At 43.7% G+C, this 22,350-nt stretch carries 12 protein-coding genes; 2 read left to right on the top strand and 10 right to left on the bottom strand.

The genetic code is table 11. From position 1 onward, the window contains the following. Positions 1–2: 2 nt before the first annotated feature. The 3 genes from BMX50_RS34735 to BMX50_RS04445 form a co-directional block, all read right to left on the bottom strand. Entirely contained in the window at positions 3–1,955 is a 1,953-nt protein-coding gene (locus tag BMX50_RS34735; protein WP_091208169.1) for a glycoside hydrolase family 97 protein, read from the bottom strand. A gap of 8 nt (positions 1,956–1,963) precedes the next feature. Further along, positions 1,964–3,610 carry an alpha-L-fucosidase gene (locus tag BMX50_RS04450; RefSeq protein ID WP_091208166.1) on the bottom strand — a complete coding sequence of 549 codons (1,647 nt, stop codon included), beginning with the start codon at positions 3,608–3,610 and terminating at the stop codon, positions 1,964–1,966. Positions 3,611–4,077: 467 nt separating this feature from the next. Further along, the gene (locus BMX50_RS04445) at positions 4,078–4,965 is read right to left on the bottom strand and encodes a helix-turn-helix domain-containing protein (protein ID WP_091208627.1); all 888 of its coding nucleotides are present in this window, start codon (positions 4,963–4,965) and stop codon (positions 4,078–4,080) included. A 405-nt stretch (positions 4,966–5,370) separates the two neighbouring features. Here BMX50_RS04445 and BMX50_RS04440 point away from each other — a divergent pair, with 405 nt between their 5' ends. Then, entirely contained in the window at positions 5,371–6,975 is a 1,605-nt protein-coding gene (locus BMX50_RS04440; protein WP_091208164.1) for a glycoside hydrolase family 43 protein, read from the top strand. 243 nt (positions 6,976–7,218) lie between these two features. On the opposite strand, the gene BMX50_RS04435 is transcribed toward BMX50_RS04440, so the two are convergent. From BMX50_RS04435 to BMX50_RS04420, 4 genes are all read right to left on the bottom strand, one after another. After that, positions 7,219–9,003: a cytochrome c peroxidase gene (locus tag BMX50_RS04435; RefSeq protein WP_091208161.1), complete on the bottom strand. Its 1,785-nt coding sequence runs from the start codon at positions 9,001–9,003 to the stop codon at positions 7,219–7,221. Beyond that, positions 8,987–10,333, bottom strand: a complete 1,347-nt coding sequence (locus BMX50_RS04430; protein ID WP_091208159.1) for an alkaline phosphatase family protein — start codon at positions 10,331–10,333, stop codon at positions 8,987–8,989. Before BMX50_RS04430 ends, BMX50_RS04435 begins: the two co-directional genes overlap by 17 nt. Before the next feature lie 16 nt (positions 10,334–10,349). Further along, positions 10,350–11,141, bottom strand: coding sequence for a polysaccharide deacetylase family protein (locus BMX50_RS04425; RefSeq protein ID WP_091208156.1), 792 nt, complete (start codon positions 11,139–11,141; stop codon positions 10,350–10,352). Between the two features lie 119 nt (positions 11,142–11,260). Then, positions 11,261–11,629, bottom strand: a complete 369-nt coding sequence (locus BMX50_RS04420) for a hypothetical protein (RefSeq protein ID WP_091208154.1) — start codon at positions 11,627–11,629, stop codon at positions 11,261–11,263. 1,185 nt (positions 11,630–12,814) lie between these two features. On the opposite strand from BMX50_RS04420, the gene purL reads away from it, so the two are divergent. Beyond that, positions 12,815–16,471, top strand: coding sequence for a phosphoribosylformylglycinamidine synthase (purL, locus tag BMX50_RS04410; protein WP_091208148.1), 3,657 nt, complete (start codon positions 12,815–12,817; stop codon positions 16,469–16,471). Positions 16,472–17,230: 759 nt separating this feature from the next. Here the strand turns inward: purL and BMX50_RS04405 are convergent. Genes BMX50_RS04405 through BMX50_RS04395 form a run of 3 tightly spaced genes read right to left on the bottom strand, consistent with a single transcriptional unit; the run spans position 17,231 to position 22,273 of the window. Then, positions 17,231–18,082 carry a 3-keto-disaccharide hydrolase gene (locus tag BMX50_RS04405; protein ID WP_091208145.1) on the bottom strand — a complete coding sequence of 284 codons (852 nt, stop codon included), beginning with the start codon at positions 18,080–18,082 and terminating at the stop codon, positions 17,231–17,233. 27 nt (positions 18,083–18,109) lie between these two features. Further along, entirely contained in the window at positions 18,110–20,212 is a 2,103-nt protein-coding gene (locus tag BMX50_RS04400; RefSeq protein WP_091208143.1) for a beta-galactosidase, read from the bottom strand. An 18-nt stretch (positions 20,213–20,230) separates the two neighbouring features. Beyond that, a complete protein-coding gene (locus BMX50_RS04395; protein ID WP_091208140.1) occupies positions 20,231–22,273 on the bottom strand; it encodes a beta-galactosidase in 2,043 nt (680 codons plus the stop codon). Positions 22,274–22,350: the final 77 nt, after the last annotated feature.

Raw genomic sequence — 22,350 nt, 5'->3', positions numbered from 1 at the left:
TCTTATTTATTGGCTGTAATTTTGGCTACCCATCCGCCCGAGGTATCCAAATGGATATTTATAACTGAACTTGCTGACACCTTGCCTTCAGACTGGGTTAAACTTTGAGGTGAGGATAATACATCCGCCCATGACGACAATGTATATTTACCCGATGGTAAAAAATCCATTTTCAATTGAATTGTCCTTTCTGCATCGTTGGTCATTGCGCCGATATACCAGTTTTTACCGCTTCTTTTGGCGATAATGACATATTGGCCCGGGTAACCGCCAAGCACCTTCGTGTCATCCCAAACGGTAGGGATATTGTTTAAAAAATCGGCTCCTTGTTTGCCCAGAATATGTTCAGGTGCATCGCAGTAAACCGTAAACGGGCTTTCATAAATCACAAATTTTGCCAGTTCGGCACAGCGGCTATTCATTACCTGGGTAGGACTACCTTTTCTGAACTCACTCTTCTTTACATTCAAGAACCCGCCAGGCGTATAATCCATTGGCCCTGCCAGCATGCGGGTGAACGGTAAGGTGGTGTTGTGCCCTGCTGTTATCCTGGTCGAAAACTTGGAGTATTCTTCTCCTAAAACTCCTTCACGGGTTATCATGTTGGGATAGGTGCGGTCAATGCCATCAGGTTTATAAGCACCATGAAAATCAACCATCAGGTGATATTGTGCGGCTGTTTTAATGATCCGACGGTACCAGTTCACCATCTGCTGATCGTCCCTGTCCATAAAATCAATTTTAACCCCGGCAATGCCCCATTGCTCGTAAATCGGGAAAGCTTTTTCAAAATTATCATTGCGGTTAACATCCGAGCTGTATAACCATAGCCAGCATTTAACTTTTTTGGCTTTGGCATAAGCTAAAATTTCAGGCATGTTCAATTGCGGGGCAGGTTTGGTAATATCGGCTTCCGGTTTGTTAAACGGACCATACCATTGCCAGTCGATAAGCATGTAAGGCCAATGTTGTGCCGATGCCAGGTCGATGTACTTTTTAATTGTAGGCATATCCATCTTTACCTCACCGCTCCACCAGTTATCCCAGGCGCTCATGCCAGGTTTGATCCAGCTTGCATCTTTTAGTGCGCAGGGAGGGTTCAGGTTCTGGATCAGTTCCGATTCGATTAATTTACCCGGCGAAGCTGCCAGCATTACCACACGCCAGGGTGTGAGCAGGTTATTAGCGAAACGCGCCTTAACCCCGTTCTCACTTTCGCCTGGCAGAGGGGATAATTTGGTAACCAGATCAACTTTATCAGTTGCGTTGGTATCTGTTTTTAGCGAGCCGATATAAAAACCTGGATAGTTATCGATATTAGCCTCTGTAATTGCAGTATAATGGCTTTGATCTAACTCCACCAGCAGCGGTAAGCCTGCAATTGTTTTATCTGTGATATGGTTTAGGTTTTTTGGTTGAAATTCAGTCTCTTGAGATGAGGTATAACTGCCATAGTCTGCCAGCCAGGTCTTTGCTTTGGCAGGTAAGTTGAAACTGGTCAGTTCCCTTACTATCTGCCGGTCGCCGATGTTATCGGCCCCGAATAACTGGTAGCGAAAGGCGATCCCGTCATCATAAGCCCTGAACCAGATCTTCATCCGGCGCATTGGCCCTGATTTTTCTACCAGTGACAGCTCTAATTCATTATAACGGTCAGCTACGGTTCCGTGCTTTGTTTTTACTACCGGTACCCAGATTTGGCTAACCGAGTGCTCTACATGATTGGTTACGGTCATGTTGGCACCCATAGCCGGTTCATTTTTAAACTCGAAACCCAGTGAAGAAGGATGGATGATGGTTAAGCCGTTGCTGGAAACAGTATATTGCAGACTGTTGGTATTGTTTATCTCGACAACGTTTTTTTTATCGGGCGATACCAACTTAAAAGTTTGAGCTAAAGAAGGGACTGTCAATGAAACAGCAGTGATCAGGACGTAGCAAATTTTCAGGTTCATGATATTGATTAAATAGCGCCTTCTATTTTTAAAACGAATGCATCTTTACACGGAGCATTTTCAGGCATTTTTACCTTAAGGCCCGCTTCAGTTTGCTCAAAGCTTAACTTATCGTTTCCAAGCAGGCTTACGCTGCTTATGTTACCTGATTGGTTGCCTTTTGCTAACTTTTTAATAAGGGCTTCGTTCCCTGCAGGCCAACCCAGCATAGTAGCGTAAAGAGTTTTACCTTTTGTAGTATACCTAATGTCTTCGGCCCCGAACGGTTTGCCTTTACCTTCGTTAAAACCCTGAGCGTTAATAGGCGCTGCCGAATCTGTTGCCGGGCCTTCTCCAAATACCTTCCATGGCCGGGTACCGTAAATTGCCTCGCTGTTAACCTGCATCCAGGCACCTATACCATCAACTACTGCACGTTCTTCGCTATCAAGTGTGCCATCGCCTCGTAATGGCATGTTTAAGAGTAGATTACCGTTTTTACTTACAATATCAACCAGGGTATGCACTACCGTTTTGGCGCTTTTGTAGCCTTTATTATCAAATATGCGGCGATCATAGTGCCATGAGCCAATACAGGTATCAGTTTGCCATGGCAAAGGCTCTATCTGGTTGCTTTGCCCTCGCTCTATATCCCATATCATGCATTTGCGCTGTTGTTCATTCAATACTTTGCCAAAGAGTGCTGCCTGTAGTTTGCCATGCTTTTTAATACTGGTATTGTACATATGGGCTGCTATTTTTAAGCCGGCATCACTTACCGGCCAAAGAGGCAACGCAGTATCATCAAAATAGATCAGTTCGGGGCCGTATTTATCAATCAGCTCTATAGTGCGGTTCAAAAATTTATCACAATAAGCTTTATTTGGTACACTTGCGCCATTTCCCCAGTCCCAGTGAGCACCCATGCTGTTGTCATTAAGGCTATCCGTGCTCAGAGCATGATTTTGTGCATATAATTCCTGCGGGTCATAACCGCTCCACCATTTGCCCGCGCCGTCTGCTTTGGTGAGTTTACCGTCATAAGGCACGCCTGCATATGGTCCGCTTTTATCTGAGCGTTGTGCAACCTCATACCAGGTCCAGGGGTGGGAGGCGTGTACAGTTACGCCGAATGGCAGGCCATGCTCTTTGGCTGCTTTGGCCCAGCCGCCGATCAGGTCTTTTTTGGGGCCCAGTTTGGTAGCGTTCCAGCTTTGATATTTGCTATCGTAAAGGTCAAAATTATCATGGTGATTGGCCAGCGCCATAAAATATTTGGCCCCGGCCTGTTTGTATAGGCCTACCAGTTCTTCGGGGTTCCAATTTTCGGCCTTCCATTCGTTAATAACATCTTTAAAACCAAATTTTGAAGGGTGGCCATATTTTTGAACATGATATTTATACTGATCGCTGCCTTCCTGGTACATACCTCGGGCATACCAATCGCCGCGTTCGGGCTGACATTGCGGGCCCCAGTGTGCCCAGATGCCAAACTTGGCATCGCGAAACCAATCAGGTACCTGGTATTGAGCCAATGAACTCCAATCGGGTTTAAAAGGGCCGGAGGCAATATCAGCATTTAAATTTGGTTGCAGTAAACTACTGCCAAGAGCCCTTGACAGATACAAGGATGAAAATCCTGTGGCTAAGCCTTTTATTAGTGTTCTTCTCTTCATAATTAAGTTTGACCGTTAGAAAAAACAGCTACGCTGATCAGCCATACGGATGAATAGCCGGAGCTTTAATTGAAATTCTATACCTGGTTATCTATAATTGGTTAATCAGCAATTTGCGTTATCGGATCAATAATTGATAATTATCCAAATTTCTTTGAAAGAATAGCTAAATAATTGGCCTAATGGGACTTTTTTTTGTATGAAACCGACTTTTTGCGCGAGAAGAAATGTGAATTGTCGAAAAGAATCGAGGTTGCTAAATCGAAGTTTATATTTGGGATTTGATTGTAACTTGTTTATTTAGTGGTTGTTGATGTTGAAGTAAAGGTGATGGCTTGTACGATCTATAACATATTGATTATTTATGGCCTGGTATCTATAAATGCATTGGCGATGGTTATTTCAGACCATGCTTTTTAATAACAGCTATGTTTTTCCGGGCTATTATGATATCCGTATCTCAATGATCAATGATTAAAACCAACCTGGTACATCTGCTTTCTATACTCACTGGGCGACATGCCGGTAAGTTTTTTGAATGTTTTGGAAAAATAAGAAAGGTTATCAAATCCGGTTTGAGTACAGATTTCTGAATATGACATCCTGCTTGTTGCCATCAGGTACTGTGCACGCTCAACGCGTTTTTCATTGATATAATTTAATGGCCTGGTTCCTGTGTGCTGTTTAAATTGTCTTGAAAAATAATCAACATTTTGATTTGCCCGGGATGCAAGCAGCTGAACCGAAAGGTCCAAATGCAAATTAACAAGTATATAATTTAATGTTTCTGCAATTTTTACCGGGATAAGTTTATGTTCCGGGCTTTTGAACAGCTGAGGGTTCAGGAATTTTGCAGTTAACATCATCAGGATACCTTGGGTTTCCAGGTATGTTGATGTGTTTTGTTGATTGTTAAGTTCCTGGTATTCCTTATAATAAATATCTTTTTCATACACCTGGGGATTGTCGGACCGGTTGATTCCCCTCCCCGGGTTAATTTCAAGCAATCGGTTAAAAAGGTTAATATCCATTTCGGTAGCTTTTGTTTTCAATACAGCCCTGTTGTTGGCAAAAAGCGAGCTCCCATCTATCGAATCTTCGAAAAACTGAACAAAAAACTGCCCCAGATAATCACTGCACCCTAAGTTACATAGCGTGAAACTTGGAATGATGTACAGATAGCCTGGTTCAAGTTTTAATGAACTGGCTGCATCTGATATTTCACCTTCACCATCATCTATATAATAAATACGGTAGTATGGGCTTATTACATTTCTATAATTCCATTTACTGTTAAGCCTCACATAGTCAACGTTAAGGAGCGAGAAAGTATGTTTTAAATTTCTTTTAATCATCTGAATCACAAATATGCAAATTGCTTTGATATAGCAGAATGTATATAAGGGCAGGATTATCAGATCTATAGCAGGAACAGCTTTAAAGCGCTGGAATTTGCCGGTTGGGGGCACTGCCAATTAAACAAAGGTCGATCAATGGGATTATTTAGCGGGGGCAAATCAGCAATTTAAAGTAGAAGACGCGGGAGCTGGCTACTATAGATTAACTTCCTTTATGGTCGTAAATGTGAAAGAAAACGTCGGTTATGAAATACTTTTTTTATGTTTTTGAGTTTAGTTTTGAGTGTTTGCAGTGATGGGTTATTGCAAACAGACCAATTAATACTAAAAAATAAGATAAGCACTATATATAATGCGTCATTGCGTGTCGGTATTTTGACTTCTCATTTCTTTATCAACAACATGAAATTGCGGGTATTCACAGTAAGTATAATTGCATTTGTTTTCATTAATCTATCTTCTTCAGGACAATCCGCTATAACGGCTCCTGCATGGGGGAACTGGACATCCTGGGGAGATCAGCGCGATGGTACTTTTCGGAACCCTGTATTACCCGGCGATTACAGCGATATAGATTGTATCCGTGTGGGCGATGATTATTACGCAGTTTCCTCTACTTTTCAATACTCCCCGGGTTTTGTTATTCTCCATTCAAAAGATCTTGTTAATTGGAGTATTCTTGGCCACGTAGTAAATGACATTTCGGTTATCTCGCCTGAAATGAACTGGGATAGGATGAATCGTTACGGTAGGGGCGTATGGGCTGGGGCAATACGATATCATCAAAACAGGTTCTGGGTGTACTTCGGGGACCCGGACGAAGGGTATTTTATGAGTTCATCGGTTAAACCGGAAGGTCCCTGGGAGCCAGTGCATAAGGTGTGGGCCGAAAAGGGCTGGGATGATTGCAGCCCTTTTTGGGACGATGATGGCCAGGGATATCTTATCGGTACAAATTTTAGCGACGGATATAAAATACATCTGTTTAAAATGTCGGCTGATGGGAAATCCTTATTGAAGGAATCGGATAAGGTTATTCATCAATCAAAAGGCAGCGAGGCTAATAAATTATACAAAATCAACGGTTATTACTACCACCTTTTTAGCGAGGTAAGGGCTGGCGGACGTGCGCTGATGATGGAACGTGCAAGAAAAATTACTGGCCCATATGAAACACCACAACAACTGAGTGAAGTGCAACTACATTTTCATGAACCCAATCAGGGCGGATTAATACAAACAACTAAAGGTGACTGGTATTTCCTCACACATCACGGAACGGGGGACGACTGGTCGGGGAGGGTTGTAAGCCTCTTACCGGTTCATTGGATTGCAGGTTGGCCTATCATAGGCAGCCCCGATACCGCAGGTATAGGTGAGATGGTATGGTCTGCAAAAAAGCCGGTAAAATCAAATAGAATAATTAGCCCGCAAACCAATGATGAGTTTGAGGCACAAGTATTGCAACCACAATGGGAGTGGAATTATCAGCCACGGCAGGATAAATGGTCGTTAACAGAACGAAAGGGCTGGTTACGGCTTTATGCTTTTCGGCCGTTAGCCGATAATATTTTGAATGCCGGTAACACCCTAACGCAGCGTACTTATAGAACCACTCATAACGAGGCAAGTGTTAAAATTGATATTAGCAGAATGACAAGCGGGCAAAAAGCAGGACTGTCGCATTTTGGGGCTCCCAACTACTCCGCCATTGGCGTTCAATGTGAAGGCTCCGTCAAAAATTTGATATTTATGAACAAAGAAGTAGTTACTATTGGTCCCGAAATTACTGTAGACAATATCTGGCTAAAATCTGTTTGGGGATTGGACGGTAAAAGTCATTACTCCTACAGCCCGGATGGTGTGACATTTACTCCGTTCGGAGATAGTTATCAATTAAGGTGGGGGGCCTACCGGGGCGACCGGTTGGCCTTATTCACTTACAATACAAAGGACGATACCGGTAGTGTTGACGTTGATTACTTTCATTATGCTTACACTAAATAAAGCGGGTTCTGACTGTTCATTCCAACCCGCTGAAATGCCCATAATGGTAAACTACGGAGCCTTGGCTTCGCTATTTTCTTAGTAAAACAGGCAACTGATATTACCCGCGTAAAATGTTAGCGCTAAAAGTCCACTTTTAATTGTCACTGTGCATATTAAATTTTGCCGACGCCGGCATGCTATCTCCGGAGTCACCAGGGCTAAGGGCCCTTTTTATTTATTAAAATATCGCTTCGCCACCAACTAATGACTGTCCAAAGCTTTAATAAAGCTAACCAATTCCTTTTTTTCTTTTAGCGAGAGCTGCAGGTGTTCCGGGGCCAATGTTTGGTTCGGAACCTTTAACCCCATGCCAACACCACCCCCCTGATCATAAAAGTCAATGACTTCTTCCAGTGTTTTGTATACCCCATTGTGCATATAGGGCGCCGTTTTCGAAGCGTTTCTAACGGTTGTTACTTTAAAAGCATGATGGTTAAACCTCAGTGGCTGTATAGCGAACAATCCCGGATCAGGGTCAATCATTTTGCAGTTTTTAATTTTAGGCACACCAATAACCTCGGCATCCATCTGTACATACCTCGGTGGCAGTGTACTATTAAACAAAGGCATATAGTGACAGGTTGAACACCGGGCCTTCCCCATGAAGAGGTTAAAACCATTAACCTCGCTTTGATTAAGCATTGTTTTGTCTCCATGCATATATTCATCAAAGCGGCTGTTAAGTGAAGTAAGGCTACGGATATAAGCAGCCAGCGCGTTTATGGTTTCTGCAGTGTCAATAGCCGCCCGGCCTGGAAAAGCCTCAGCAAATAGTTTACGATATGTTCGATCTCGCCAAAATGTTTGAGCTGAGAGGTGGATATTGCCGTGCATTTCATCCGGATTACGAATTACGTCAACAATTTGGTCTTCGAGCGAGTATGCCCTGAGGTCATAAAACTGTGCCGGCTGTAGCGCGGCATTGATCAACGTAGGGGTATTTCTGAAAATTGTTTTTTTACCAGTGATATCAAGGTTTTTAACAAAACCGTCTGTAAAGGCCTTATCCGGCTGATGACAGGAAGCACAGCTCCGGGTCATGGTGCCTGAAAGCTGGCTATCAAAGAACAGCTTTTTGCCTAATACAATTTTTTGTAAGGTGGCCGAATCTTCGAGAGCATTAATGTAGGCATTTCTGTTAAAAGAGTTCTTTTCAAACAAGGTTGCCGCATCTTGATTCAACAGGCGATTATAACGAACATCTGGCAAATTCAATTGTTTATTTAAATAGCTCAATTCCCTGGTTAAGGGGTTTGCATAAGCAGTAATAAATTCGGCCCGGTTAAACTGGTTGAATGCCACAGCGCGCGAAAGATATTTTACTGCCTGTTTAAAATATTCGATTAAACGGCTTTGATCACTCCTCGTATAATGTTGGGTCACCTCACTTAGGCTGCTTAAAGCAGTTGCAGACTCTCTAAAGCATTGCCGGGCAAGCGGATCATCAAAATCATTCAGACCCAAAGTCTCTATCCTGAAAACCTCCAGCTTCGTCGCGTCTATAATCTGCCAGTCTTGAAGACTGCTGCGCGTAAAATAGTCTTTGTATTCTTCGGCGCTGACTGCGAGTTTATCCAAATAAAGACGAAGCTGTTTGCTGGAGGAAGGGCTAAAAGTAGGAAAAAGTAACCCTTCGATCACCTGCAACCCTTCGGGTTGGATGACCTGTCCGCCAAGTTCCGTTTCGGGCACGGGCGGCCCGTTAACTCGTTTGGATGTTAACGGATCAAAATATTCCGTTGCCCATTCCAGCCGTTTGTAGGCCAAACGTACCTCCCTGAAACGTTGTTGCATTAGCGGCTTATTATCCGCTTGCGCAACAGCTTGTTGTAATTGTGTTACGGATATCAGAAAACTATCGGCCTGTAACACCAGTTTTTTACGGACGGCTTCAGTTATCACCTGCGGACTGCTGTGAAAACCCAGCAAGCCGCAGGAGGCAATAACTATCAGGCCTGCTGCAATTATTTTAAAAGTTAAACGCATTGCTTAGTGGATCGGCATGTTGGTCGCGGCTGTTGAGTGGCTTCAGCCCCCACCTTTTCTCAATAAAAGCCAGGATACTCACCGTTTCGTAATTGGTATGGTCCACATAGGCTTTTTTTGCAAATGGCGAAATGATCAAAGCAGGGATACGCGAACCAGGTCCCCATTTATCAATTTTCGGCGGGGCTACATGGTCCCAAAAGCCTCCGTTTTCATCATAGGTGAGTATGATTACCACATCCTTGCCGTTAGGGCCATTGAGTACCGCATTGATTAGCTTAACGGCATGGCTCTCTCCGGCTTTAACGGTCGAGCCTCCCGGATGTTCATTCTCCAGCCCAATCGGCTTAACGAAAGATACGGCAGGCAGGGCACCTTTTTGCGCAGCTTCCAGAAATTCTGTTTCATCTCTAAGGTGTTTTTTTCTTTCCTCTGTACCTTCCGCATAACGTGTAAAATAAGCAAAAGGCTGATGGTGATAGGTAAATGTCGGATCTGGCTTTCCTGCTATGACGTCGTTCCAGCCGCCTGAATACCAGGCCCATGAAATACCCTTATCTGTAAGGCGGTCGCCAATGGTTGGGCCGTTTTGATTGGGTACCAGGTTAGCGAGAGGCGCTCCTTTGGGGTGCAGATTTACAGAGTTGGATGTATTAACGGCGTAACCGTCTGGTGTAACAGAACCATCTTTGATCATTTTACCGGAAGCATCTACCTGGGCTTTAATGGATTCGGGTGCATCTGTAAATACCGGAGAAGCTGCTGCTATCAGCCACTGGTGATTAAGGAATGAGCCGCCAAAAGCACTATGGAAAAAATGATCGCAGAGCGTGTATTTTTTTGCAAGGTCATACAATGGCAGATTGGCCGTAGTATAATATCCCATCGTTAAACCTTTCGTGTAATTATACAGTGCAAATTTGTTCATCTTTCCGCCGTTTATTTGCATCTGCTCCTGGTAAAAGGCATGGGTTACATCGGGGGTAGCTTGGTCGGCAGCTACATATTGGTCAATATTATAATAAGTATTGGCCAGGTTTGTAGGAAACGCACTGCTTCGCGGCACCGGGGGCAGCATGGTATAAGGCTTACCTTCTGCATCCAGTTGAATAATGCTTTCTTTTTTTGCATCAGCCAGGCCATCGGCTCCCTTAAACTGTCCGTAAAGGTTATCAAAGCTGTGGTTTTCCATATAGATAACAACTACATGTTTTACCTGGTTAATAGCGGGGGGATCCGGGTACTTCCAGGCCGAGATTCCAACGTATGTTACAGCAGCGAGCGCTATTGGTCCAAGGAGGTATATTTTGTTTAAAAGTCTCTTTTTCATTTGTTCGGTAATTGAATTAGGGTTTCTGGGCTTTTAAAGGTATTTGTTTGTTGATATAATCCATGCCCTGTTGAAATGTAGGCATCCAGATTTCTTTCTTTTGGGTTTTGAGGTATTCGATTAGTTGCCGGTGGGCACCAGCTGAAACAGTGATATAATCTCCGCCAACACCATGCAGCATAATTATTCCCATGCCGCCGTTTTGTTGAACTTTCTTCACAAAGGCGATAAGCTGCACGCCGGTTTCGCCGCCTTCCAGTCCGTACGATGGCACGCGGAAAGGATCCAGATGAGTGAAATCTGTTATGAAAGCAGTGGAGTCGCCACCCGCGCGGGCGTATTTTACCAACGTATATTTCCGCAATGAATCTACATAATCTTTTCCTCCCATCATAGTTTCAGCGCAGGGGTAAGCAAAGGTTCTTTTAGTTTTACCATCTACAGCAAACAGAAATCTATCCATAACCTCTATTTCGCGGATGATCTGGTAAGCTGTATAATGGTCTGCTGGCACCGGGTTATCATCTGTGCCGGCACAGGGGTGAAAAACTGTGTGATTACCCAGCTCAAACCCCATTTTACTTAGCGCACGCCATTGTGGAATAGAGATACTGTCGATATCGCTGGTGAGGAAAAAAGTTGCCGTTATTTTTGCCGTTTTTAACTGAGGTACCGCCGTATTCAGTTGCGAAGGCAATGCATCATCATAAGTAAGGATGATGGCCGATTTTTTTTGATCCGGCCAACTGATTTGCCCATGTGCTTTGAAGGCTATAATGCTGATCAACAGCAGAACAATCTGTTTCATAGAGTATTGTTGTAAAAATAGATTATTAATCGAGGAATGGCGCTTTCGGCAAAAAACGTGTATGTCTGCAAGAGCAGTTTGCTGGCTGTTAACGACTTGTTTTAGCCATTGAAAAATATTCAGATCCGGAAACAGGAAAGCAGGCAAAACCGCTGCCTGGGGCACGGTTTTAAAACAATCCGCACCGCTTGAGGCAACGAGGCCAAAAACGGAACGCCTAAAAAAAAGACGTCATGAAAATTTCGTAAAGTTATCCGCCTTACCGGAGCCTGAAAGTTGAATCCCGGCTTCCCAGACTCTATCACGCTATTTTCCGGACATTCATAGTGCTCGTCCTTTTTTTTAATCATGCGCTGCAACAGGCTGGTTTTGACGGGATCTTTGTCCTTATTACGGTAACCGATAATACGATAAACTACATAAGGGCGCAATAAGAGCATCAAAAGCCCCAGGCCAAATACAAGTAGGTTTACCGTTTTTCTGTTCATTTATATCAGATGTATTATCAGGAATCACAATATTAAAGCAAGATATCCAAAAAACAAACATCTATAATCAAGTTCAACTACTTGGTGATGGACTTTGACGTATTTACGATTTAGCTGGTTGCTAAATAATAAGTATAGCTTCTGTTATTTCAATAAATAAACTGGGAGTAAAGCAATACTCGCTAAAATGTAACATTTGCGTTGCTTAGTCATTTTGAATGCTTCGACAGCTATTAATGACTGTTGTTGTTAAAATAAATATCAATTTAATATTAACAAGCCGGTGGGCGATATGGATGTTAGGAAGCAGTAAAAACTTATTGATAATTAAAAAAGAGGATTTTCCTGAGAAAATCCCTTCGGGTGGAGGTGCGGGGATCCCTGTCAAACGGCTAACTCTTACTTTTTTTAATGAATCGGTAATCAGTTAATTGATTTTTTTTGTCTTGGTTTTAAAAATGGAATGCAATAGTGTGATTGCTTGGTTATCATTTTAATTCTAAAGCCAATTAGTAATAGTATTTTATGTGATCGAAGTGTTCGATATTCGAACATTTATATTGTTTTGTAAATCAGGCGCTTATGTTTTTTGTGACTTAGTTGGCCGAAAGGATTCCCATTTATAAAACGCCTATTACCTGAGAATTAAATAGGCAAACCAAAATCTATGGATTTATAAAGGCAATTAAGGTTATTCTCTTATTGGATCGCAGCTCAAATTAGCTATTGAGTTGAGCCCAGTTAAGGGGCACTAAAGTGTTCCGATTCATTTAAAACGCAAAGGTTGGTTCAAATTCCAGCCAGTTAAAGGGGCAAAATCAATGATTTAGCCCAATTCTGTCAAGTTCGTTTTTTTATTTGCACAAAATTTACATAAAAATGCGCCATGAGATTTTTGTCGATATTTTACATCTATTTTGTCAGAAATTGTCTGCCTTACAATATGCAGTTGTTTCCCCATAAGTGCTTTCAAAGCAAAAAAAAATCATTCAGAAAGAGTTTCGATATTTATTTTAGAACGCACAATCATTATAGTATAAAGCAGCTTCTTTATGATAACAGCAGTAATTACTTTTTTCTGCTTCCACAATTTCATTGAATGGTATAGTTGTAATTCGAAGCAGTTCTCCTTTAATGTTGACTGTTTTTTTAAAAAAAGCTACCTTTGCACCTTGAAACAAGGATATGATTTACTTTTTCTTTAATAAAGCAAATACGGTGTTTGCCGTACAACATAATCAAACGCTCCATCCGACAGATATTTCAAAACTAAGCTGGCTTTTTGCAGGCGCGGAATTAAACCGGGATACAATTGTGACCGGTTTTTTTGTTGGCCCCCGGGCGGCGATGGTTACTCCATGGAGTACCAACGCGGTTGAAATTACACAGAATATGGGCATTGAAGGTATTATCCGCATCGAGGAATTTGCAGCGGTTGATCCTGATTTTTCGGCTTTCGACCCGATGCTGTTTCAAAAATATGCAGCGCTTAACCAGGAGATCTTCACTATTAATATTAAACCGGAACCGATCCTGGAAATTGAAGATATCGCCCAATATAACAAGCAGGAGGGACTCTCTTTAAGTGACGAAGAGGTTCAATACTTAAATGGCCTTTCTGAAAAATTAGGTCGTAAGTTGACCGACTCTGAAGTATTTGGCTTTTCTCAGGTGAATTCGGAGCACTGCCGCCACAAAATTTTTAATGGCACTTTTGTGATTGATGGACAAGAGCAGCCTGTTTCGTTGTTTAAGCTCATCCGCAAAACGTCTGAGGCCCACCCGAACGGGATTGTCTCGGCTTATAAAGATAACGTAGCCTTTGTAAAGGGGCCCGTAATTCAGCAATTCGCACCAAAACGCCCTGATGTACCTGAATACTACGAAATCAAAGATTTTGAATCGGTAATTTCCCTGAAAGCAGAAACTCACAACTTCCCTACCACTGTTGAGCCTTTTAACGGTGCAGCTACAGGATCAGGTGGTGAAATCAGGGACAGGATGGCCGGTGGCCAGGGTTCTATTCCGCTGGCTGGTACAGCAGTATACATGACAGCGCTTTCGCGCTTAGCAGCAGACCGCCCTTGGGAAAATGGCGTTGCCGAGCGTAAATGGCTTTATCAATCGCCGGTTGATATTTTAATTAAAGCCTCAAACGGAGCATCTGATTTTGGTAACAAGTTCGGTCAACCGCTGATCACGGGTTCGCTGCTCACTTTCGAGCATGAGGAAGAGTCACGCACCCTGGGTTATGATAAGGTAATTATGCAGGCAGGCGGTATAGGTTATGGTAAGCTGTCGCAAGCCAAAAAACACAGCCCGCAGGTAAGCGATAAGGTGGTGATTTTGGGTGGTGATAATTACCGCATAGGTATGGGTGGTGCAGCCGTTTCGTCGGCAGATACCGGCGCTTTAGGTTCGGGTATAGAGCTAAATGCTATCCAGCGCTCAAACCCGGAAATGCAGAAGCGCGTAGCAAATGCAGTTCGTGGGATGGTGGAAAGTGATATCAACCCGATTGTTTCTATCCACGATCATGGTGCAGGCGGTCACTTAAACTGCCTTTCGGAACTGGTAGAAGAAACCGGAGGTAAGATTAACCTGGATAAACTGCCTGTTGGCGACCCAACCCTTTCGGCGAAAGAAATTATCGGAAACGAATCTCAGGAACGTATGGGGCTGGTGATCGGGCAGGAAAACATAGAGATCCTGCAAAAGATTGCCGACCGCGAACGCTCTCCGATGTATACGGTGGGCGAAGTGACCGGCGACCATCGTTTTACCTTTGAATCAGCCACTACGGGCGCCAGGCCAATGGACCTTGACATGGGGGATATGTTTGGTAGTTCGCCAAAAGTGGTGATGCAGGATAAAACGATCGAACGAAAGTATAGCCCGGTAACCTACGACGTATCTCAATTGCAGGCGTACCTCATGCAGGTACTGCAACTGGAGGCAGTAGCGTCTAAAGACTGGCTGGTTAACAAAGTAGACCGTTGCGTAGGTGGCCGCGTGGCGAAGCAGCAGTGTGCCGGTCCATTGCAATTGCCGCTTAATAATTGCGGTGTAATGGCGCTGGATTTTCAGGGTAAGGATGGTATTGCTACTTCAATAGGCCATGCGCCGCTTTCGGCGTTGATTAACCCGGCATCGGGAAGTCGTAATGCCATTGCAGAATCGCTTTCTAATATAGTTTGGGCTCCCTTGAGGGATGGCTTGGAGAGCGTATCGCTTTCGGCCAATTGGATGTGGGCTTGTAAAAATGCGGGAGAGGATGCCCGTTTATATGCGGCTGTAAAGGCCTGCTCTGAGTTTGCAATTGAACTGGGTATCAACATCCCAACAGGCAAGGATTCGCTTTCCATGAAGCAAAAGTACAAGGAAGGCGAGGTGATTGCGCCTGGTACTGTGATCATTTCGGCAGCCGGACATTGTGACGATATTACCGGGGTGATAGAGCCTGTGCTGCAAAAAAATGGGGGCGCAATCTATTACATCAACCTATCGGGCGATACCTATAAACTGGGCGGTTCATCATTTGCTCAAATTTTAAATAAAATAGGTTCCGAAACACCGGACGTATTAGATGCCGGGGCTTTCAAAAATACGTTTAACACCTTGCAGCAACTGATCAAAGCAGGTCAAATTCAGGCCGGCCATGATATAGGCAGCGGCGGCTTGATCACTACCTTGTTAGAACTTTGCTTCGCTGACCGCGATTTAGGTGCAACGATCGATCTTTCCGCATTAGGCAACCAGGATATCATCGAAACGCTGTTTGCTGAAAATATCGGAATTGTTTTTCAGGCTGACACAGCAGCAGAAGCTGTGTTGGAACGCAATGGTGTTGCTTTCAGCAAGATTGGTACTGTTGAAACGGCAGCTACGCTGACCGTGAAAAACGCTAACGGTAGCTGGTCGTTTGATATTGATCACCTGAGGGATGTGTGGACTAAGACCTCTTACCTGTTGGATCAGAAACAAAGTGGTCCGGTGAAAGCCAGAGAGCGTTTTGAAAATTACAAGAACCATGTTTTAAAATATAAATTCCCGGCAGGCTTTACCGGAAAGAAACCGGTTATAAATGAAGGCAAGCCACGACCAAAAGCAGCCGTAATCCGCGAGAAAGGCAGTAACTCCGAGCGCGAGTTAGCTAATGCTATGTACCTCGCTGGTTTCGACGTGAAGGATGTCCACATGACTGACCTGATCTCAGGCCGGGAAACACTGGAAGACATCCGATTTATCGGAGCCGTAGGCGGCTTTTCCAACTCGGATGTATTGGGATCAGCCAAAGGCTGGGCTGGTGCCTTCCTGTACAATGAAAAGGCCCGTGTAGCCCTTCAAAACTTCTTTGAACGCGAGGATACGCTCTCCGTGGGTATCTGTAACGGTTGCCAGCTGTTTATTGAGTTGGGCATGATCAACCCTGACCATGCCGAGAAGCCAAAGATGCAGCACAACCAAAGTCATAAACACGAAAGCGGCTTTACTTCACTGACCATACAACCAAATAACTCGGTGATGCTGTCTACGCTGGCCGGTTCAACGCTTGGCGTTTGGATCTCGCACGGCGAAGGACGGTTCCAGTTACCATATGCCGAAGATCAATACAGCATCGTAGCTAAATACGGCTATGAAAGCTACCCCGCCAACCCCAATGGCTCAGACTACAACACTGCCATGATGTGCGATAAGACCGGCCGTCACCTGGTAATGATGCCACACATTGAGCGCTCCCTTTTCCAGTGGCACTGGGCTAACTATCCAAACGGGCGTAAAGACGAAGTGTCGCCATGGATGGAAGCATTTGTGAACGCAAGGGTTTGGTTGGAGAAATAGGAAAAGTAACTTGTTTTTAGAGAGCCTCAACTTTGGTTGGGGCTTTTTTTTGAGAACGAAGTGAGGGTTTATATGCTATATCTCCACATTAAAATCACTCTTAATGAATTGGTTGAAAAGAGCAGATCAACGAGTTCAAGCGTTCTTCTGCGGTATCGATATTGCGCTTATCGTGCAGCGGCAAATTCGTGCGGGTTTAAGTGTTCCGGTCTTTTAATAACTACTGTTCTAATAGCATTAGAATTGTCAGCGTTGGCAAAAATAAGGCCCCGCTTGTAGTTAATTGATACAGGCAAGTTTTGTTATTGAAAGATCGAATTATCATTTGATAAAAGTTAATGTGTTGATATTTAACATTTCAGACACTTAGGAGGATATTGAACACCACAATCATCGAACTAATTATTCAGATATGATTTTCAAATACCGGTAGGAGTTTAATAAGGAATTTTCGAATACCTGTTTTTGATGTATGATTATTCGATAAATTACTTTTAATCAGATAGTTAATATAATTAAAAAAGGAGATACTTTTTATTTAGTATCTCCCATAGTGAAGCTGGAGGTCTTGAAATTGAACCACTTATACCCTTACTGGTACTGTTTGACGAAGTGAAATTTTAGTCTTGAGATCGGGTTATAGCTCTTTAAAATAGTGGAAAGTGATCTTTTTTACTGTCCTGATTCGGGTGCGCTTAAATTCTGATAACTTAAATATGACGATTATGGGACTTAATTGTTATAGTATTTCCCCAGCTCTCAACGATCTGTAATAGGCAACTGTTTAATTTCTATATTCCTGAAATCGACCGGTTGTCCTTCGCTTTGCAGGGCGATGAAGCCGCTATTCAATAGTTTTCCGTCCTGCTTGTACTTAGGATCGTATCCATGTGCAACACCACCGCCAATAGTAGGCCTTGAATATTGCAGTACGGTATCACCGTTGATGATGTGCGTGATCAACTTATTGCCCTGCACAATCAGTTCCGCTTTTACCCACTGCTCGCCGTCGTATGTCTTTGAAGTAGAGTTGATACAATGGTCGGGCGATACTTTTCCTTTATAAACCACGTCGGTGCCGGGTGAGCACATATTACCTGTTGGTCGTGGTTTGCCATCGCCGAGGCCGCCTAATAACTGAAATTCAATAGAGATGGGCCAATCCTGGTCCTTCAACATCGTCCTTGGGTCCTGTGAATGGAACATCATACCGCTGTTGAGAATTGTATATGGAGGGGCGGTTGTTTGCCATTTGCCAACAAAACGGTACTCAAACCGTAAATGATAATAAGAGAATGGCGTTTTGTAGTACAAGTGGCCAAACTGATCATTGAAATTTCCATATTGATCATACCTGATTTTGATGATACCGTCTTCAACTCGAAAAGTATTTCCGAAATTCTCGCCTACCTCGTGATGATTGATCTTGACAAACCAGTCTTTAATGTCATGGCCATTGAACAGCTTTGTCCAACCTGTATCTGTATCGTTGCCGCTTATTTTTCTTGCACTGCTGCAACCCAGGATAAGAAAGCAGGAAAACAGCGCAAAAAAAACTTTTCTGTAAATCGATTTGGTGGTTTTGCTCTTCCGCGTTAATGTAGGTTCCATATTCAAGTGGTTATATAATTTAATTGGTTAATTTTCTTCGATAATCAAAACACCCCAGGGTTCAATCTCAATTGTACTCCCGGAAGTTACAGATTTATTGCTAATCAGTTCCGCACCATTTTTATGAGGATAGGTGAGGCTGGTAGTTGTTGAACTGTAATTATAATAATAATGGACCTTCTTACCGGCCTCATTGATCCCGGCTTTGGTTACCAATGGCCAGTGCATATTTTGATCCATTGTTTTAATTCCGGCGCGTTCTATTTCCTGTAAAATAAGCTTTTCCTGAATGGAATCCGAAACATTAGTTGCTTCATAAAGCAGTGTACCTTTCCCCCAGTTATTGATAGTCACAGCGGGATATTTGTTAAAGTAGGGATGGTCATAGTAGGCCAATGGCTTTGCCGTTTCCGGGATAATGTACTCGCCCCAATTGTAAACCTTGTTGTCAGCATCAGCCACATTGAAAGGGTTGCCCTTCAGACTTAACTCATTAAAACTGGTGAATTCCTGGTAATAAAACCCACAGGCCTTACGCAACGGCCCCGGAGCAAGTACGGGCCGTACCATCGAATTTTCGTCGCAAAAACCACTTTTGAATTGCATGATCACATGGCCACCGTTGGCCACATAATCACTGATCTTATTCAGCAATTCATCACTGGCTATATAAAGCGATGGAATAATGATCAGCTTATAATCGTTGAAATTTGTGTTTTCCGGGAAGATAAAATCGGTGCCGACACTGTTTCTGAAAAGTGCCTTGTGAAACTGGCCTACCAATTCATTCCGGTAAACATTTGCAGGTTTGTTCGGAACGCTAATTCTCGGATCCTTAAAGGGCATGATGTTTAACCCTGCATTTGCATCGTGGCTAAACAGGATAGCTACGTTGTTCCTGATCTTCAGATTTACCAGCTTGCTGCCGAACCGCTGCAATTCATGCGCCGTTTTGGAATATTCGGCATAGGCACGGTTGGGCTGAAGATCGTGCGACAGGATACCTTTCCAATAAGTTTCATGGCCATAGTGGATCGAGTGCCAATGCCAGTATTCAACCATATTGGCACCAGACCCGAGGTGGGCATATACGTTCATCCTAAGCTGGCCGTCATATGGGGGCATTTGTGCTTTGGAATCCCAACCTGTTGTTTGGGCATTGGTTTCCGTGATCAGATAGTTTTTCATTTTAACCGAGCGGAAAAAATCGCCGGCAAAAGCGATCTCTTCGCCGGTCAGGTTATCCTGCGAGCCATGGTAAACATTAACCGCCATAACATCCATATTTTGGGCACTTGCCACCTGGTCAATGTCTTGTACGGTTGGCATAAAACAATGTGTTACGAATTGATCAGGGCGCTTATATTCACGTACTATGTTAGTCTGCCAATTCAGGTAATCAACTACAGATTTACGTTTAAACCGTTCCCATTCGAGTTTATAACCAGGGTTGGTTACGCCATCTTTTTGCGGAAATTCCTCCCAGCCATTCATGGTCATGCCCCAATAATTCATTCCCCATAGCTTATTAACGTGGTCGATGGTGCCGAATTTCTTTTTCAGATAGTCTACAAAGCTGATCTGAAAATCATAGTTGTTTACATTATAAGAAGTGGTTTCATTATCCACCTGGAAACCAATGATTGCCGGGTTTTTAGCATAATGCTCCATCAGTTTCCGGATGATCCGTTCGGCATAGAATAGGAAGGTTGGGTTAGTGATATCCATATTTTGCCTGATGCCATAATAAGCTTTGCCGCCTTTCTCGTAATCAAGCAAAATTTCAGGATGTTTATGCCATAGCCAGGCGGGTATGGAGTAGGTTGGCGTCCCTAAAATGACCTTTATGCCATTTTTTTGAAGTCCGTCAATGATCTTGTCCATCCATGAAAAATCAAATTCACTTTCCCGCGGCTCAAACAGGCTCCAGCTGGATTCTCCCAAACGAACAACCGACATCCCCGATGCCTTCATAAGTTTCAGATCCTCCTGAAGACGCTCTTCCGGCATGTATTCCTGGTAATAGGCTGCTCCGTAAAGCACATTGTTCAGTTTCTTGGTTTGCGCCGTGACCAATTGAGAAAAAAAGCAAGCAATTAATAGCACTGTGATTAATTTAAAGATTTTCATCGGCTGGTTGTTTCGATATTATTGATTGATTTCAATAAATTCCGGTTCGTTGGGTTTTAAAAGAAGTTGACCTTTGTAACCCTTTCCGGTTAAAATGCTTTTTGCTTCTCCCTTAAGATCTATTTTCTGATCCCGGTTAGTTATATTCAGATATAAAACATGTTTGCCATCTATAAACCGGGCCAGTACACCCCGTGGGGCAGCGGGGCCGCTCTTCAGAAATAGCGATCTGGAAAGATCATCGATCAATGGTGCAAGTACACTTTCCCGGGCCGGGATGCCAATATAAATCGCAGTTCCTTTGCCATAATTGTTACTGGTAATCACGGGGTAGTCGTGATTCAGGTTAGTTATACTTGCAAGGACCTTAGCTTCTTTGGGTTGGATCACATCGAAACGTGATGAGGAAACCTGTATCTTTTGATCTTTATATTGAATTTTAAGCTGATTGCCGGTAGTGGTGTCCCTGGCTATTTCATTCATATAAGCAGTCTCTTCATAAGAGGCTACCCTTATCCCAAAAACATCGCTCAATAGCCCGGGATGAGTAGTGGCGAAGACTTGGTTATGGGTATCGACCAAACCCGAATAGGAGGTCATGATGACTGTTCCTCCATCTTTAACGTACTTACGGACTTTTTCAGCAGTCAGGCTGTCGATGACTGCCATTCCAGGCATGATCAACAATTTATAATGCAAATCGCTCTGCTCAATGTTCAGTATTTTACTATCGATGTTACGAACGGCGATCTGATCAAAACAGGTTTTCAACTGATCGTCGTGCTGTTCAGGATAGGCATAACTTGCTATCTGGCTGGGAAAAGAAAATGCCAAACCGATCTCCGCTTTGTTTTTATAAGGAAACCCATATTTTTCGATCTTTTTGAATTCCTGCGCTATGGTTTTGTATTCCTCGTATTTTCGGTTAGTCAGGCCATCCCAGTCGGTCATGCCTTCCAGGTATTGTTCTTCACCACCATGCATACTCTGCCAGGTCCAGCCGCAAACCATTTGATTGCCAAACAACAGCGTGGCGTACGCTGAACGGCGAATGGAGTTAGGCACAGCGGTCATGGTAGTAAATTCCACTCCCCAATATGGTGTTTTGCTTTCCAGTTGCATTTTGGCCATCTCAAACAGGCCTTTATACAAACCCGTATTGTTTTTAAGCGAACTTCCCGGATAAAAACCGCCGCCATTACGGTCCATTTTGCCGCTGTAGGTTACCTGGGAGTAGTCGAAGTACTTTTTGGCGGAGAAATACCATGCGTTCGTTGTGGTTAGAGCACTGGGTGCATTGGCGTGTGCTTTGTCCATCAGGCTGGCTAAAAATTGATTGATCTCGTCCGACTCAAAAAGCCGCCAGTCCATTACACGCTCAGGCGGCCCCAGAATACTGCCCGACATCGGGAAACCGATTTCCTCAAAATCAGCGATCCGTCTTGACCAGCGCTGGCTTGCCCAGGCTTTGTTTAAGGCATCGAGGCTGAAATATTTCTTTTTAAGCCAGCTGATAAAGCGTTGCCTGGCCGGCTCCGAAAACGAGAACTGGCCGTCGCCGGATTCATTATCTATGCCAAAGGCCAATAAAGCCGGGTGATGGGCATATCTTTTGGTAATCGTATCGGCATAACGCAGGGCATGCCGTTGATAGTCGGGGTCCCCGATATCTTCCATGTAACGGTGGTTGGCGTAAAGGCGGTTCCCGCTCGCATCGGTGATATCAATGCCCGGATATTTGTGGTGCAGCCATAACGGAGCAGGCCTTACTGCGATATCCAGTATCACCTTGATGCCGGCTTTATTCATCATATCCATTATCTGGTCAAACCAGGCGAAGGTAAAATGACCTTCAGTAGGTTCATAGCTATCCCAGGCCAAATGGCCCATACGTACCACTTTGAATCCCGCAGCCTTCATTAATTCAATGTCTTTTTGCCATTGGATGGGATTACTGTCATGCGGGTGGTAATTTGTACCGACGTAAAGCTCCTGTGCTTTGATGCTTCCGGAAAGGAGGCACATCGTTAGCACTGCAATAATCATTTTTTGTACTTTCATTGTTCACTTTAAGGTTTTGGGGAAGATTTTAATCGTGTTTATTTTCAGGTCTGATCGTTACGGGGCCCAGCAAGCCA

Source organism: Mucilaginibacter gossypiicola (assembly GCF_900110105.1).
In the GTDB taxonomy this organism is placed as follows: domain Bacteria; phylum Bacteroidota; class Bacteroidia; order Sphingobacteriales; family Sphingobacteriaceae; genus Mucilaginibacter; species Mucilaginibacter gossypiicola.
Note: the sequence above shows the minus strand (reverse complement) of the source record. Positions and strands in the feature narration are given on the sequence as shown.

Bases quoted from the DNA above. Each gene is read 5' to 3' on its own strand.
- BMX50_RS04395 (WP_091208140.1), bottom strand. From the start codon at position 22,273: ATGAAAGTACAAAAAATGATTATTGCAGTGCTAACGATGTGCCTCCTT.
- BMX50_RS04425 (WP_091208156.1), bottom strand. From the start codon at position 11,141: ATGAAACAGATTGTTCTGCTGTTGATCAGCATTATAGCCTTCAAAGCA.
- purL (WP_091208148.1), top strand. From the start codon at position 12,815: ATGATTTACTTTTTCTTTAATAAAGCAAATACGGTGTTTGCCGTACAA.
- BMX50_RS04400 (WP_091208143.1), bottom strand. From the start codon at position 20,212: ATGAAAATCTTTAAATTAATCACAGTGCTATTAATTGCTTGCTTTTTT.
- BMX50_RS34735 (WP_091208169.1), bottom strand. From the start codon at position 1,955: ATGAACCTGAAAATTTGCTACGTCCTGATCACTGCTGTTTCATTGACA.
- BMX50_RS04420 (WP_091208154.1), bottom strand. From the start codon at position 11,629: ATGAACAGAAAAACGGTAAACCTACTTGTATTTGGCCTGGGGCTTTTG.
- BMX50_RS04440 (WP_091208164.1), top strand. From the start codon at position 5,371: ATGAAATTGCGGGTATTCACAGTAAGTATAATTGCATTTGTTTTCATT.
- BMX50_RS04430 (WP_091208159.1), bottom strand. From the start codon at position 10,333: ATGAAAAAGAGACTTTTAAACAAAATATACCTCCTTGGACCAATAGCG.
- BMX50_RS04435 (WP_091208161.1), bottom strand. From the start codon at position 9,003: ATGCGTTTAACTTTTAAAATAATTGCAGCAGGCCTGATAGTTATTGCC.
- BMX50_RS04445 (WP_091208627.1), bottom strand. From the start codon at position 4,965: ATGATTAAAAGAAATTTAAAACATACTTTCTCGCTCCTTAACGTTGAC.
- BMX50_RS04450 (WP_091208166.1), bottom strand. From the start codon at position 3,610: ATGAAGAGAAGAACACTAATAAAAGGCTTAGCCACAGGATTTTCATCC.
- BMX50_RS04405 (WP_091208145.1), bottom strand. From the start codon at position 18,082: ATGGAACCTACATTAACGCGGAAGAGCAAAACCACCAAATCGATTTAC.